The sequence below is a fragment of the Clostridium sp. 1001283B150225_161107_B6 genome (assembly GCF_015556325.1).
Taxonomy (GTDB): domain Bacteria; phylum Bacillota; class Clostridia; order Lachnospirales; family Lachnospiraceae; genus Enterocloster.
Map to the genome: position 1 here is coordinate 190,285 of NZ_JADNMD010000001.1, position 15,348 is coordinate 205,632.

Sequence of the window (15,348 nt, forward strand, 5' to 3'; positions counted from 1 at the left end):
GGCCCTATCTCCCTAACGCTCCAAGACTGTCCAGGAGCTGACGGACCAGGGCTTGTGACACCACGTCATAACTGTTCTCATGGGGCGGCTCTGCAAAGCCGTAGGTCACTCCGTTGGAAGTGGTGGTAGGGTCTGTCATCCAGTCCTTGCAGGAGCTGTGGACCTGCCTTATTCCGGTTTCTTCCATGAGGTTCCTGGCATTGGAGACATTGATGCCGCTTCCGGCCAGAATCTCAATGCTGTTCCCATATGCTGACTGAAGGGCACCCAACAGTGCCTTTCCCTCCACCGCCTTTGGCTTTAACCCGCTGGTCAGCAGACGGTCGGTTCCCAGTTCTATCAGGGTTTCTATGGATTCATAGGGATTAGAGGTGCAGTCAAAGGCACGGTGAAAAACGGCTTCCTTTCCATGGCTGTGGATAATGGATATCATCCTTGCATTCCTCTCCCTGTCAATGGAGGCATCCTCCCTCAGACAGCCAAAGGCAATGCCGTCTGCTCCGTGGCGCACCAGGTTTTCACACTCCCTGAGCATTACACTGAAATCCTCTTCGCCGTAACAAAATCCACCGCCCCTGGGCCGGACCATGGCGATTACCTTTACATTGCAGTGTTCCTTCACAAGCTCCAGGGATGCCAGGGAAGGCGTAAGCCCGCCCATGTGCAGGGCGCAGTTCAGTTCAATCCGTCCGGCGCCTCCGGACGCTGCCTGTAAGGCGTCATAGTAGCTGCCGCAGCATATCTCCAACATATTAAAACCTCTCCTTCTTCCTGTCCGTCCTTACGTTACCTGCCAAAGACCTACAGCTGCGCCAGACGGTACAGGGCCAGTGCATATATTTTTGCGTTGGTTACCAGGTCATCCACGGTCATCCATTCATTGGGATTGTGGCTGATTCCCTTTTGTCCCGGAAAACTGGGACCAAAGGGGACGATACCGGGCATGGCCTTGGCATAGGTGCCGCCGGTGGTGGTCACCGGAGTGCCGTCCATCCCCGTGACCCGCTCATAGCTGTCCTGCATGGCTTTTACCATAGGCGTATCCCTGGCAAATACCACAGGGTCATAGTTTTGTACCAGCTCTGCCTTCAGGCCGCTGTTCTCCGCCTTTTCCGTTATGGCTTTCATGATTTCCTGAATGGTGGTGCCTCCCGGATAGCTTAAGGTGGCGTCAAATGACACCCGGCCGTCTTTGTCCCCGCAGTCAGCATCTTCGCAGCAAACGTCTCCGCCGGGCCGTAATCCCAGCTTGTAACCGCGCATCTCCATCATACCATATTCTTCATGGTAGTAGTCAATACCCAATCGGTCGCCCGTATTTCCGGCGCCGATAAAATAATTGTTTACAAAGTCGAAAAATGTCCCCAGGCGTTCCTTGGTGCCAAGGATGCGGACCACAGCCCTTCCCCGTTCGCTGTAAACCACAGGATATTTACAGTCCGGCGTAAATCCGTAAACAGGAGGTTTTTCTTTCGTCAGATAGTAGGAAAGGTCCTTAAATCCCGTTTCCTCGTCGCATCCGAAAATGATACGCACCGGATGCATGAGAGGAAGTCCCAGCGCCTTGACGGCAGCCAGCCCGTACAGGCAGGCCATAACAGGCCCTTTATTGTCCAATACTCCCCTGCTGTAAATGATTCCGTTTTCCATATGGCCGCTGAAAGGAGGTTCCTTCCAGCCCTCTCCTGCCGGCACCACATCCACATGCCCCATGGCGCAGACATAGTCTTCTCCCCTGCCATAGGAGGCATATCCGATGTATCCGTCCAGATTTACGGTTTCAAACCCCATCTCCCTGCTGATGGAGAGGGCCAGGTCCAGGGCTTTTTTTACGCCCGGACCAAAGGGAGCCCCGTCCTGGGCCTCCCTTTCCACACTGTCAATGCGCACCATTTGGCGTACATGTTCAATTAACTGGTTCCGGTTTCCATCAATATAGTCCAGAAGCTTCCTGTCAATCTGATTTAGTTCATCCATAGTTCTATTCCTCTATGGGCGCCATACGCGTCTTCATATAGTTTTCCATCCATTCATCCGATGCCTTTTCATAGGTGCAGCGTCCATCCTCCCCACGGCTCACCAGATACACGGTGGGCGCCAGGTCCTCTGTGACCACGGCAAAGGAGAAGCCGTCTATGTTGGTTGCCACGCCCCATTGGCCCTTTGGATTCATGGCTATCAGGGATAAATCCCCTGCCTCGCCCCTGCGCTCCCTAAGCTCTGCGTCCAGGCGGTTGACGGCTGTCTCGCAGGCTTCCTGGGGATGCATGCCCTCGCCCATAAGGCGGACGATTTCATAGGAGATACAGCCCTTCATCAGGTCCTCGCCCAGTCCGGTGGCGCTGGCCGCGCCCTTTTTGCTGTCAGCATAGAATCCGGAGCCGGATATGGGAGAGTCTCCTACCCTGCCCTTTTTCTTCATGAAAAGTCCGCTGGTGGAGGTGGCGGCCGTCATCTTGCCGGTCATGTCCAGGCAGGCCATACCAACGGTATCGTGGCCCGAGTAAGGCTTAAGCTTCTGGGAGGCAGCCTGGAGGGCTGCCTGGGCAGACATCTCCTTTAAACGCTTTCTGTAGTGGGCCCTGGCGCGGTCCGTCAGCATGTTCTTGCGCTCAAAGCCCTCCTTATGGGCAAATTTTTCAGCTCCCTCCGCCACCAGCAGGCTGTTGACCTTTTCATGGCTTAAGCGTCTGGCAATGGAAACAGGATTGGCAAAGTCTTTGATGGCCGCCACAGCGCCTATGTCCAGGGTATTGCCGTCCATAAAGGCGGCATCCATCTCCACTTCCATCTCCTCGTTGGGAAGCCCTCCGTAGCCAACGGATTTATAGTAAGGAAAATCCTCCACCTCCCGGATGGCAGACTCAATGGCGTCCCCTGCGTCCCCGCCGTCCTTCAGCATTTCGGCTCCCTTGGTGATTCCCTCCACTGCCATGCGCCAGGTTGCAATCATACCCCACATCCTACATATCCTCCTCTATCTGAAACAGAATTTATTTTCCAGTTCCTCAGTACTGCTGCCGTCAGCCAGTGCCTTTGCCAGCGTGCACATGTTCTTGAGCGCATCGTTCAGCCCCATGCCGCCCTTTTTCGGGGTTTCCACAATAGCCACCTTATCCTTGTAGGCAGCAATGGTGTCCTGGTTCTCAGCAGACATGGCTGCAAACGCCTTTGCCTTTGTGGTGGCGTTGATATCACAAGCAACCTTGGCGCACATACAGGCATAGTCAGCGTAGTTAAAGGCAGGACCGCACATGACCACATCCGGCTGCAGCTTGTTTACCATGGCGCAGAGCTTGCGGCTGACCTCCTCCGGGTCAGCCAGAAAGGTTCCGTTGCCGCAGCACAGGCAGGCTGTCACATGGCCGTCCACCTGTTTTAAGAAGGGCTCCATCATGACTGCGGGACCAATAGGTTCTTTTTTTCCTGTAAGCGGGACCATGGTATCATCTTTTGTTCCAAGACCAGACTGTATCTGGTCGTATATCATAATAATCTTCATTATCTTCACCTCATATTTGTTGTATCCCCACAGGGATTATCAGAGAATGGCCGGGCCGTTCAGGGCAGCCATCCTACAGGTCGTCAAAGGAAAGGTCATCAAAATCAATGTCATCGTCATCGGATTTTTCAGATGCCTTGGCTTCGTCTTCCAGGTACTGCCTATCCATCATCTTAATGAACGGCATGTAGATAAATACGCCCATTATGAGCAGCAGCAGCTGGAGCACAGCTCCCTGCCAGCCCGTGGCCAGGAATCCGGATAATACCACAGGCATGGTCCATGGAATGGCGACGCCCGTGCAAAGGGGAACCAGGCCAATGCTCATGCAGAAATAAGAAATCACGATGTTGATGGTCGGCACCAGCATAAAAGGTATGAGAATCATTGGGTTCAGCACAATGGGAAGGCCGAACACAATGGGCTCATTGATGCCGAACACGCCGGGGATAAATGCCAGTTTGCCCAATTCCTTGATACGCTTGGAATGGCAGAATAAAAGCATTGCAATGAGCAGCGACAGCGTGGAACCGCATCCCCCGAAGGTTGCGAACAAATCCTGGAACTGCTGGGAAATGATGTTCGGCAGCGGCTGGCCTGCCTGGAAGGCAGCCAGGTTGTCGGCAGACAGTGTCTGAAGGATGGGATTGAACACAGCGCCTACCACAGAACCGCCGTTCACTCCAAAGAACCAGAAGAAGTGAAGGAAAATATAAGCGATAACCATGGCCGGAAGCGTATTGCCCAGCTTTAAAAGGGGTGTCTGCAAAATGGTAAAGATAAAGTTGAAGGCGTTCTTATAAGGTGTCATTGCAAATACAATGTTCAGGATAAAGAACACCAGTATGGACACGCCGGCGGGAATCAGGGCTGAAAATGACTTTGATACCGTAGGAGGAACACCGTCAGGCATCTTGATGACCCAGCCCTTTTTATTAACCCACGCATAGATATGGACTGACAGGAAGGCCACGATGATTCCCACGAAGATGCCCTTGGAACCCACCCAGTTTAAGGGGATTCCGGTGACCGTGGAACCGCCGTCCACAAGAATCTCATAGGGCATAATGAGAAACCAGCTCACCAGGGCAATGGCTGCTCCGAAAAGCTTATCTACATTCATCTGCTCCGCAAAGGAATAACCAATGCCTATGACGGCCAGAACTGCCATGATGGAGAAGGTGGCGTCCGTGGGCTTGGAAAAATAGGAAGCCCAGTTATCTCCGAAAAACCGGGCCCAGAAATCGGTCCATCCCGGTATCGGGAAGTTGGCAATCAGCAGGAAGAAGGACCCTACGATTAAAAGCGGCATGGACAGCAGGAAGCCGTCACGGATGGCAATCAGATATTTATTTTTTCCGATTTTCTCTGCCAGAGGCATGAGTACGGACTCTAACTTTCTTAACATGATTCATGTTCCCCCATTTCAACTATGATTGTTTTAACGCAGCCGGTCACGGATATTGCGCCGGACCGTTATTTTGCTGATTTCATAAGCTTGATGGCTGATTTCAGCACTTTCTCACCGTTCATCATGCCGTAATCCGTCTGGTCAATAACCTGAATCGGGATGCCCTTGTCGCCGTACTTTTCCACGATTTCACCATAACGGTATTTAACCTGGGGCCCTAAGAGAATTACGTCCGGGTGCTTCTCGTCAATAATCTGGCCAATCTTTCCGTCCGGGAACGCCTCCACTTCGATGGGAAGGTCATGGGAATTGGCTACGCCCTGCATTTTGCTTGCCAGCATACTGGTGGACATTCCTGCGCTGCAAAATAAATATACTCGTTTCATGATTAAATCCTCCTTGATATCTATATAGTTTCCTTTTATTGTTCTTCTTTTATACGGACAGATAAATTACGGCATCTGCCCTTACCGGTTTTCCAGCTTTTTCTCCAGTACTGCAATCCGTTCATAGCTGGCTATCATCTCTTCCGCAATGATTTTGAAGGCTTCCGCGCTCATGAGCTGGTCCTCTGCATGGACCAGAATCAGTGAACCTCCGACCTGCTCTCCCTGGGCCTCCTTCTGAATCAGTTCAAAATGAGCCTCATGCCCCGCCAAGAACATTTCCTGGCCTGTCTTAATACATTCCCTTGCCCCTTCAAAGTCTCCCTGCTTTGCTTTCTGGATTGCTTCGATGTAACTGGAACGGGCACCTCCCACATTGGAGATAATCTTGAAGCAAATCATTTCTAATCCCTCTACCATTTTTGCTGCCTCCTTACTATTTTTCAAAAGAGAAAATGCAACAAAACCATTCTGTTTGCTGCATTTCTTATTAAGTTGCCTTAATTATAAGGCAGTTATTCACTTTTTTTCCTTAAAGGCATTTCCTAGCTGTTAGGAAATTCAACCCATTATTCTGTCAATAAATTCCTCATAGCTGCATGGAGCCACTAATTTTGCCAGCTCCTCCGGCTGGTTCACCACATTGGACACCCAGTCAAAGAAGATTTTTATCATCCTGGCATCCCCCTCGTTGATGGCAAAAAGCATGACCAGACGCACCTCGAAGGCGCCCCATTTTACCGGATTCTTAAGCTGTGCAACGGCAATGGTGGAGTTCCTGGCAAAGGCGCCAAAGGCATGGGGAATGGCAAAGGTGTTTACAAAGGAGGTGGGCGACATCTGCTCCCTCTTTAAGACAACCTCCGTGAATTCCGGCTCCACGATGCCCTCCTTTTCCAGGCCGGCGCACAGCATCCGGATGATATCCCCGGGCTGGTCCATGTCCACCTGGGTGTGATAATGCTCCTTCCGTATCAGGTTTCCGATATGGGAGGTGAATTCCAGCCGGAAGCCTTTCTTGTCCAGCCGGTTGATGGCCTGGAGGATTTTCGACTCTGTTTCCGAGTCCACGAACAGATTGATGGAGACTGTCTCCACATCCAGTCCGTGTTCCAGGGGAAAGGTGCTGAGGAGCAGGTCCGGGTCCAGGGCAGACACCTCGTCCTCCTCAAAATAGCCGAATACCTTTACCACTTCCATCCTCTCCCGGAACATATCGGAAATTTTCTTCACACACATGTCGGAGAAGGACTGGTTATGGGGCAGAATCATCACGGCCCTGTATTTCCGCACGGAATTCATGCGTTCACTGGCAGCGCCCAGGTGAAGGGCTATGTAACAGCTCTCCACATCCGATATGGGCCGTTCCAGCTTCTGCTCCAGAAATTCCAGCACATAAATGCCCATCTCAAATACAAGGGGATATTTGCGTTTGATTTCCTCCACAAACACATCCTCCATACGGACCTGGTTTTTGACCCGCTCAATGAGCCCGTGAACATGCATCTTAAGCCCTGCCATCAGGTCTGCGTCCTGCCTGAAATCCAGGCCGAACAGGGCATAGACCTGTTCCAGGGCCTCGGCCACCAGCTTCTTGGTATTCAGCCACTTTCCATTAAAATTCACGAAATCGCTGGTGTAGTTAGAAGCCCTTCTGCCCATGATGACCAGGGCAAACATGCCCACCTCGCCGTCGTGGACCGTTACGTGCAGCCGCCTGGAGATGCGGTCGAAGAAGGTCTGGGATATCTGGTACTCGATGGTTTCCTCCAGCCCCTGCATCCCCTCCTCCATATTGATATAATTGGCGCAGTTCATCCGCTCTATGCTGGTCCCGGCGTGGAGAATCAGCATGGGAAACATGGACTCATGAATGGAATAGTCATATTCCTCCAGCACATCCACAAAGATGTCCTTGACCTCAATTAGGTTAAAGCTCCGGTAGAGATGGGCCAGGGTGTTCAGGTTCAGGAAGTTTTCCTGCACCTCAGCAACCAGTAAATCCCGGTAGAAACGGCGTTTGCTGGCCTCATCCCCCTTTAAGGAGATACATTCCTTGTTCCGCACCAGCTTCAGGCCGCTGTAGGGCTCCAGCATCTTGCGTATGCGCTTTAAATCATTGTCAATGGAATAGCCGCTGACATAAATCTGGCTCTGGAGCATGGTCAGGTTCAGCTCCTTTACCTCAAAAAGCAGCTTTTGTATCATGTATGCACAGCGGGCGCCGGGGGTCTGGGGAATGTCTGCCTCCCTTGCATCAGCCCCGGACGCCAGGGCAGGCCGTGCGTCCTCGCACAGCCTGTATCCCTGACGCACATTGGACTCGATGGGCGGCGGGTCCGTGTGCTTATTAATGGCCTCCACATCGGAACGGATGGTCCGGTCCGACACCTGCAGAAGGCCGGCCAGCTGCCGGCTGGTCATCCAGTCCCCCCGCTCTGATAATATGGCAAGCAGCTGCTCCTGTCTTTTATTCTGCATGGTTAAAACTCCTTCTCTCTTCTGCCGTTTCTGTCATGGCAGCTTTTCAGGGTACAGACCCTGTATGCGATACAGCCTGTGCGGTTCAACCTTATACAATGCGGAATGCAAATACCTTCCAGGGCTCAACATAGTCCAGGAGCACGTGTTCATACTCCGGCAGATGGCCGATGACATTTTTGCGGCCGTCATTGGGCATTTCTTTTGTGACAATGTGGAGCTCTCCCTTATATTTCAGGTAGCCGTCGTTGAGTATGACCACATCGCCCTTTTTCAGGTCCCTGGTATTGGCGGCCGGAATGGTCCGGTCTGCAAACGTTACCCTGGGCCAGGTGGAGCGAATCATGTATTCACTCATATCGCCTCTCACCACATGTCTGGGCTCATAGTCCAGAATCTGCTGTTCTGTCTCTGTCAGCTCCTTTTCCAGTTCAATGCCAAAGGTAAGGATGCTGGGATTGACGGCCGCACAGACCTTCAGTTCCTCGCCCGCTGCATAGGCGTTGGCTATCAGCACATCATCCACCATTCCCGTTGCAAACATATGGCGCACCTGGAAATCCAGGGGCAGGCCGCGGTGCATTTCCAGGGTACAAAGCCCTTCATTTAAAGGCCATGGACCGTAAGCACCCGGGGCATTGCTGGATACGAACGCGGCCACTGTAAGACCCAGTGATTTCATCTTTTCATTGCACCTGTTAAAGTGCTTCAGGCTCAGCCCGGTATAGGCCTGCGGATAAAAGTTATGGCAGGTAATCAGCTTTTCGCGGTCAGGATGGTGGTCCATGATATTTTCCACATACACCAGTTTGGTGCTGGCGTTCAGCTCTACCTTCAGGCCCTGGGGATTAAAGGTCATAAGGCTTTCCTTCATGCCGTCAAATCCCTCGTCCAGCCGGATGCCGTCCACATGCATTTCCTGGAACACGGACAAATCCTCATAGGAGATACCCAGCCTTGAAAATACAGCAGGGCTTACATCCGGAATGATTTCCATGCCGCAGTCATGGGCCTCGTCAGCCAGGCGGCGGAACTGTCCGATGATTTCCTCCCTGCTTTTTTCCCCAACGCTTAAAAGGCAGGTAAAAATCCTTTTATAACCCAGTTTACCTGCCTTTCTGATATACCCTATGTCCTGTTCTTCTGTTGAATACTCCGGATAAATAGAAATACCTAATCTTGCCATAATAATAACCCCTCTTTCCTGATTTGAACTGCAAAGCAGTTCTTTGACCTTAACTATAGACTGTCAAGAGGGGATTCGGCGGTAAATCCGTTTCCTAACAGCTAGGAAACGAACCAATTTTATGATGTCTGTCCGCCCTGCCTGTTTATAAAATAGTGCGCATGAGCCCCTGAAGGAAACCGGAAGCCTGGCCCTCATCGGGACCTTCCACCGTAAGCTCCAGGCTTTCTCCCTGGTGTACGCCCAGGCTCATGAGCGCAAGGACATTCTTGCAGTCCGCTGTACCCTTCTGGCTTTTAAGGGTTATCCGGCTCTCATAACCTGCGGCCGCCCTGCTCAGACTCATGGCATTGGTTGCATGAAGCCCCTGCTTGTCAGATACTACATATTTATAACTTATCATTTCATCATCACCCTTAATTTATTCTCCCCCCATTTTAACATAGTTAACTTTTCTTGACAACCAGGTGTGTGGACAGGTAGAATAGAAAAAGCCGCCCGGTACTCCGGCAGAGAGGAACCGCCGCAGGCACTGAACCGGAAAATAGTGATTAGAAAGGATAATTGGAATCTACATGAAATTACAGCGTCTTTTGAGCCTGACACGCCAGGCTCTTGATAAATACGGGCTTATTCAGGACGGGGACCGCATTGCCGTAGGAGTGTCAGGAGGAAAGGACAGCCTGGCCCTGCTCCACTCCCTTCATCATCTGAGAAGGTTCTACCCCAAAAAGTATGAGCTGTGCGCCATTACCGTGGATTTGGGACTGGGCAACATGGATTTGGAGCCGGTGGCAGCCATGTGCCGGGAATTTGAAATCCCATATGAAATCATCCGCACTGAAATCGGCCCAGTGCTTTTTGATATCCGCAAGGAAACCAATCCATGCTCCCTCTGCGCCAAGATGCGCAAAGGCGCCCTTAATGAGAAGGCCAAGGAGATGGGATGCAACAAGATTGCCTATGCCCATCACAGGGATGATGTGATTGAAACCATGATGATGTCACTGTTCTATGAGGGAAGATTTCACTCCTTCTCACCCTATACCTATCTGGACCGCATGGACCTGGCAGTCATCCGCCCCATGATTTTTGTCACGGAGGCAGATGTGATAGGTTTCCGGAACAAGTACCAGCTTCCGGTGTGCAAAAATCCATGCCCCATGGACGGGTACACGAAGCGGCAGTACATCAAGGACCTGATACGCCGGCTTCAGGAGGACAATCCCCATATAAAGGACTGCATGTTCCGGGCAATATTGGACGGCAATATAAAAGGATGGCCCCAGGCATTGAAATAATGCCTGAGGCCATCCTTTTCTGCCGAATCCGCACCGTCCTTATATGCCGGGACCGCCTTCGCCTGAACCGCCTTCGCCTGAACCGCCCTCAGCCGAACCACCCTGGGCCTGTCCTGGACCGTTGTCCTGGCTTCCGGGACCCTGGCCTGTACTGCCGGACCCGGAATCAGAACCGGAGCCGGAGCCTGTGTCGGGCTTTTCCGTGTCAGGAGCCTTTGTGGGATGGCTGCCGGATGGCTTTTCAGAGCCGCTGCCGGGGCCGTCCACTCCCGGGCCCTGTTCCTCATCCGGATTTTTCGTACTCTCAGGAGCCTTTGTGGGTTTATCCGAGACGCCCGGGCCCACCTCTTCGGTTTCCTCTGTCTCCCCGGTGCTCTCCTGGGTGGTTTCCTCTGTCTCCATGGTACTCTCCTGGGTGGTTTCCTCCGGGGCAGCTGTCTCAGGCGGAGGTGTCTCTGCCGGGACATTCTGGGCCGGGGCCTTACCGCCTGAAGAGCCGCCGCCTGAGGAACCGCCTCCGGTGGGAGCTGCCTTACCCTCCTCATAAAGCCCTGTTTCTTCCGATATATGGGCGCTGATTTTCTTCACGGAAGAGGAGGGATGATAGGATGTTTCCTCTCCGTACAGGAACTGGTGGAGAAGGATTACATTGCTTTCCAGCGTGGCAGGCACCACACAGTCCATTCTACCGATTCTCATGGTCTGCCTGGAGAAGGGGAAACCGGCTGTTTCTCCGATGTGATACTTACCAATATCCTTTGCCAGGGGAAGCACATCGTTGACGCCGACGCTGGTGGAAATTTCCTGTACCATGTAACCGGCCAGCGAGGTCAGGGTTGAGATATCAGCCTGCTTTGCCTTTGCCAGGGCAAGCTCAACTACCTTTCTCTGACGCTCCGTTCTCTGGAAATCCGTGTCCATGAGACGCAGACGGCTGTAGGCCACAGCCTGGACGCCGTCTAAGTGGTTCATTCCGGCCTGTTCCAGCTGATAGGAACCAATGCCGGTGGAATTGACGGTTTCCGTAATAAAGCCGTTGATATACTTAAATTCCGCGGGCGTGATTTCCAGGTCAATGCCGCCCAGAATATTAATGGCTTCGGCTACTGCCTTCCAGTTAAAGGTGGCATAATCGTCAATCCTGATATCCAGGTTTTCTTCCAGGGCAGACACGGCCTGTTTATGTCCTCCCTTAAAATATGCCTCGTTGATTTTGTGATAGGTTCCCTCTGAATTGATTTTCAGGTATGTATCCCTGTAAACGCTGACAAGGCGGATTTCTCCGGTGGACCTGTCGATGCTGCATATCATCTGTACATCTGCCAGGGCGTTCTTGGTATTTCCGTCCCGGCTGTCCACGCCGAATACGGCTATGTTCCAATACCCGGTGGGTCTGTGAAGAAACAGCCATGCCCCATATCCAATGAGGGCAACCAGAAGGAGCAAAAGGATTCCCTTCCATCTGCCTTTTTTACGCCGTTTGGCCATTTGTCCCTGCTGTCTTTTTCCGGCGCGTCCCTGATTTCTTGAACCAGTCTGGGGAGTTCTGGCCCTGTCCTGATTGGAAGAAGATGCGCTTCTTGCCTGCCGGGATTTACCGCCCGGTGCCGGTGCCTGGCGTCTGCCGCCGGAGTGAACCTGGCGCCGCCCTTGGGGGGAACCGGCTGAACCGGAGGAAGACCTCAGACGGCCTGCCGGTACCGGAGGCTCGTCATCCAGATAGTCTTCCATGGGAAAATCAATCTGCCTGTCCCCTTCCATGTCATATTCTTCGCCGTAATAATACTCTTCGTCATAATCATTGCGGCCGTCATGGGGCTGTCCGGAGCCTCTTCGCTCCCCGGCAGGCTGCACAGGCCTCTGGTATGCCCGGCCGCCGCCCTGCCCTGCGCGGCCTCTTCTGGCACGTGCCCTCATGCGTTCCAGCTCATCATCATTTTCTCTGTTATTCATGATTCTACTCCTCTTTATCTAATTGGTTCCAATGCGTAAATTGGTTCCTGTACGGAATTTTATTCCAGGATACGCCGGTAACTCTCCCAGTCACCTGTAACGCTTCCCACTTCCACATTATTGGAGCTGCCTGTGGTTTCCTGGATACAGAGCATATTGCCCTCAGCTGTCCAGCCCAGAAATACCACCACATGGGCCATGGGATTGAGCCTGATACAGATATCCCCCGGCATCAGTTCATTCCTGGCAACAGGCGTGCCGCTTCCCAACAGCGTGCTGGTGCTCTGAGCCCCCAGCCCTCTTCCCGTAACAGACCAATACACCCAGTTAATCCAGCCGGAACAATCCAGTCCCTTCAAAAGCCTGCCGTCCTCGTCAGGGACAGTCAGGGAGCCAAACCCATTGCCGGTATAACCGGGCGCCGACGGTTTTCCTCCCCAGTAGTAGGGAATCTTGCCCACGGAAGTGAGGGCATACCGCACAAAGTCCTTCTGCTGCCAGGTAAAGACTGTCTGCCTCCGAAGTGCCTTTGACCAGAGCCAGAACCGAGCAGTCCACATGGCCCGGTTCACCAGCAGTATGTAATCATATTTTTTCATGTTGTGCGTCCTGTTATCATTCATAAAGCATATAGTTGCACCGTTCCCCATTATATCACACGGACAGGGGAATGAATAGAACAAAAGTCTTAAAGAATCTTTAAAATAGCTCCTGAAACAAGGGGGAATAGGGCCTGAAGCAGGGAGTATACCCGGGGCAGGAGGGGCGTCTCACCCAAAATATGGTTGACGCATAAAATAGAGTGAGCTATAATATTCACAATCTATCACAGGAGGGATAGGGACTCATAGCAAAGCTAAGCGCCATGCACCTTTTGCCGGGGACGTGAACAGCAGGAAGGCCTGCTGCCGGCGGAAAGGTTAACGAGGTGGAGAGAGAATCGAGGAATTCGGCGGGTGCTCTCCCATGCTGTCCGGGCGTGTCACATGCTGGAAAATATGCGGGTAACTGCAAAACAAAACCAGCGTGACCGGATAAATAATACCAGTTGAAATGAAAATGAAATCAATGAAAAATGGAATGTTGAAAACTGCCTGAAAAAGACAGCCTGGTTTTTTGTTGTCTTTTTCAGGAATGACAAATGCAGTTAAAATGACTGCAGCCAACAAAGAAAGGCAGAAAAATTATGTGCGGAATCATTGGATATACAGGTCCTCTGGAGGCAAAAGATGTGCTTCTGAAGGGCCTTGCAGGGCTGGAGTACAGAGGATATGACAGCGCAGGCATAGCTTACTTTAACCAGGATTCCCTGGTCAGAACCATTAAGAAGGTGGGAAAGGTGGCGGCACTGAGTGAATGTGTAACGTCAACCGATGAAATATCCCACTGCGGAATCGGCCACACACGTTGGGCCACCCATGGAGGCGTCACGGATGCAAATGCCCATCCCCACAGCTTTGGTCAGGTAACCCTGATTCATAACGGTATCATTGAGAATTACCGCCAGCTCACCCAGGAATACGGACTGGAAGGCTGTCTTGTCTCCCAGACTGACAGCGAGGTGGCTGCGGCTGTCCTGGATGCAGCGTATAAGGAATGCAGCCAGGACCCTCTGAAGGCCATTGCCGCCTTTACAGGGAAGCTGGAAGGCTCCTACGGCTTTTGCATCCTTTTTGGTGACCGTCCCGGGGAAATCTACGCTGTAAGGAAGGTAAGCCCTCTTGTGGCCTCCTACACCCATTCAGGTGCCCTGGTGGCCTCAGACCTTACCGCCCTGATTTCCTATACCAGGGAGTACTTTGTGGTTCCGGAAGGCTGCATCGTGCGCATGACGCCATACAAAGTCCGTGTATATGATATGGACTTCAGCCGGGTGGAGCCGGAGGCATTGGAGGTCAGCTGGAACATGGATGCAGCCATGAAAAACGGATACCCTCATTTCATGCTGAAGGAAATCCACGAACAGCCGGAAGCCCTTAAGAATACCATACTTCCAAGGCTGGCGGACCGTCTGCCTGATTTTACAGCCGACAACATACCGGACCGCATATTTGCTGAGTGCTCCCAGGTGCGCATCATTGCCTGTGGCACTGCCATGCATGCAGGCATGGTGGCAAAAGCGCTGATGGAGCCCATGCTCCGGATTCCTGTTACCGTGTCCATTGCATCTGAATTCCGGTACGAGGACCCTCTGATTGATGCCGGCACCCTGGTCATAGTTATATCCCAGTCAGGGGAAACCATTGACACGCTGGCTGCCATGAATCTGGCCAAGAGCCTCGGCTCTCCCACCCTTTCCATTGTCAATGTAAAAGGCTCCACCATTGCCAGGGAAAGCGGCTATGTGTTTTACACCCATGCAGGCCCTGAGATTGCAGTTGCCAGCACAAAGGCGTATTCCGTGCAGCTGGCCGCGCTCTATATGATTGGCTGCCGCATGGCCCTGGTGCGTGGCGCATTCAGCAGGGAGGAGGCCAGGGAATTCATGACGGACCTGCTGGATGTGATACCTGCCATGGAGACTATGATTGGACAGTCTGAATTCATCCAGTCCTTTGTGCGCCACCTGATTCGTGAGAGGGACACCTTTTTTATCGGAAGGGGCCTGGATTATGCCTTTTCCCTGGAAGGAGCCCTGAAACTGAAGGAAATCTCCTATATCCATGCGGAGGCATATGCTGCCGGCGAATTAAAGCATGGGACCATTGCACTGATTTACGACAATGTGCCTGTCATTGCCATTGCCACCCAGGACCATGTGTTTGCCAAGACCATTTCCAATATCCGGGAGGTAAAGGCCAGAGGCGCTTACGTTATCCTTCTGGCCAAGAAGCAGTCTGTGGTGGAGGACGGGGTGGCTGACATGGAGCTTCGGATTCCCGACCTGGAAGACCGTTTCACCGTGTTCCCCATTGCAGTGGCCCTGCAGCTGATTGCCTACTATGCTTCCATCGGCAAGCACCTGGATGTGGACCAGCCCCGGAACCTGGCCAAATCCGTTACGGTGGAGTAACCGTCCATGGCTCTTCCTTTGCCGGGATAAATTACCGGAAGAAGGTTTTTTAGATGTGGTTTAGAGAAACATACGGTATCATACAACCATAACGGTTATTGCCAAGAGTACCGCA

Annotated in this window: 15 protein-coding genes; 2 read left to right on the forward strand and 13 right to left on the reverse strand. The window is 52.4% G+C overall.

Annotation, left to right across the window (positions count from 1 at the left end; translation table 11 throughout):
• Window positions 1-4: 4 nt before the first annotated feature.
• From I2H39_RS00920 to I2H39_RS00965, 10 genes are all read right to left on the reverse strand, one after another.
• A complete protein-coding gene (locus I2H39_RS00920; RefSeq protein WP_138307041.1) occupies window positions 5-751 on the reverse strand; it encodes a copper homeostasis protein CutC in 747 nt (248 codons plus the stop codon).
• A 50-nt stretch (window positions 752-801) separates the two neighbouring features.
• Window positions 802-1,977: a Sapep family Mn(2+)-dependent dipeptidase gene (locus I2H39_RS00925; protein ID WP_195625598.1), complete on the reverse strand. Its 1,176-nt coding sequence runs from the start codon at window positions 1,975-1,977 to the stop codon at window positions 802-804.
• A 4-nt stretch (window positions 1,978-1,981) separates the two neighbouring features.
• Window positions 1,982-2,962, reverse strand: a complete 981-nt coding sequence (locus I2H39_RS00930; protein WP_138307037.1) for a N(4)-(beta-N-acetylglucosaminyl)-L-asparaginase — start codon at window positions 2,960-2,962, stop codon at window positions 1,982-1,984.
• A gap of 15 nt (window positions 2,963-2,977) precedes the next feature.
• Window positions 2,978-3,502 carry a GrdB-related putative oxidoreductase gene (locus I2H39_RS00935; RefSeq protein WP_138307035.1) on the reverse strand — a complete coding sequence of 175 codons (525 nt, stop codon included), beginning with the start codon at window positions 3,500-3,502 and terminating at the stop codon, window positions 2,978-2,980.
• 73 nt (window positions 3,503-3,575) lie between these two features.
• A complete protein-coding gene (celB, locus tag I2H39_RS00940; protein WP_138307033.1) occupies window positions 3,576-4,910 on the reverse strand; it encodes a PTS cellobiose transporter subunit IIC in 1,335 nt (444 codons plus the stop codon).
• Between the two features lie 68 nt (window positions 4,911-4,978).
• On the reverse strand, window positions 4,979-5,299 hold the full coding sequence (locus I2H39_RS00945) for a PTS sugar transporter subunit IIB (RefSeq protein ID WP_138307031.1): 321 nt from the start codon (window positions 5,297-5,299) through the stop codon (window positions 4,979-4,981).
• An 81-nt stretch (window positions 5,300-5,380) separates the two neighbouring features.
• Window positions 5,381-5,719 (reverse strand): PTS lactose/cellobiose transporter subunit IIA, encoded by a 339-nt coding sequence (locus I2H39_RS00950; RefSeq protein ID WP_195625599.1) that lies wholly within the window; start codon window positions 5,717-5,719, stop codon window positions 5,381-5,383.
• A gap of 141 nt (window positions 5,720-5,860) precedes the next feature.
• The gene (locus I2H39_RS00955) at window positions 5,861-7,780 is read right to left on the reverse strand and encodes a PRD domain-containing protein (protein ID WP_195625600.1); all 1,920 of its coding nucleotides are present in this window, start codon (window positions 7,778-7,780) and stop codon (window positions 5,861-5,863) included.
• A gap of 91 nt (window positions 7,781-7,871) precedes the next feature.
• On the reverse strand, window positions 7,872-8,966 hold the full coding sequence (locus I2H39_RS00960; protein ID WP_195625601.1) for a MupG family TIM beta-alpha barrel fold protein: 1,095 nt from the start codon (window positions 8,964-8,966) through the stop codon (window positions 7,872-7,874).
• A 145-nt stretch (window positions 8,967-9,111) separates the two neighbouring features.
• Entirely contained in the window at window positions 9,112-9,369 is a 258-nt protein-coding gene (locus I2H39_RS00965; RefSeq protein ID WP_027642437.1) for an HPr family phosphocarrier protein, read from the reverse strand.
• A gap of 172 nt (window positions 9,370-9,541) precedes the next feature.
• On the opposite strand from I2H39_RS00965, the gene I2H39_RS00970 reads away from it, so the two are divergent.
• Window positions 9,542-10,267 carry an ATP-binding protein gene (locus I2H39_RS00970; RefSeq protein ID WP_138307022.1) on the forward strand — a complete coding sequence of 242 codons (726 nt, stop codon included), beginning with the start codon at window positions 9,542-9,544 and terminating at the stop codon, window positions 10,265-10,267.
• A gap of 39 nt (window positions 10,268-10,306) precedes the next feature.
• Here the strand turns inward: I2H39_RS00970 and I2H39_RS00975 are convergent, their stop codons facing one another.
• The 3 genes from I2H39_RS00975 to I2H39_RS28775 form a co-directional block, all read right to left on the reverse strand.
• Window positions 10,307-12,220, reverse strand: a complete 1,914-nt coding sequence (locus tag I2H39_RS00975; protein WP_195625602.1) for an LCP family protein — start codon at window positions 12,218-12,220, stop codon at window positions 10,307-10,309.
• A gap of 59 nt (window positions 12,221-12,279) precedes the next feature.
• On the reverse strand, window positions 12,280-12,819 hold the full coding sequence (locus tag I2H39_RS00980; RefSeq protein ID WP_330640935.1) for an NlpC/P60 family protein: 540 nt from the start codon (window positions 12,817-12,819) through the stop codon (window positions 12,280-12,282).
• 321 nt (window positions 12,820-13,140) lie between these two features.
• Window positions 13,141-13,386: a hypothetical protein gene (locus I2H39_RS28775; protein ID WP_207746742.1), complete on the reverse strand. Its 246-nt coding sequence runs from the start codon at window positions 13,384-13,386 to the stop codon at window positions 13,141-13,143.
• A gap of 20 nt (window positions 13,387-13,406) precedes the next feature.
• On the opposite strand from I2H39_RS28775, the gene glmS reads away from it, so the two are divergent.
• Window positions 13,407-15,233 carry a glutamine--fructose-6-phosphate transaminase (isomerizing) gene (gene glmS, locus I2H39_RS00985; protein ID WP_138307018.1) on the forward strand — a complete coding sequence of 609 codons (1,827 nt, stop codon included), beginning with the start codon at window positions 13,407-13,409 and terminating at the stop codon, window positions 15,231-15,233.
• Window positions 15,234-15,348: the final 115 nt, after the last annotated feature.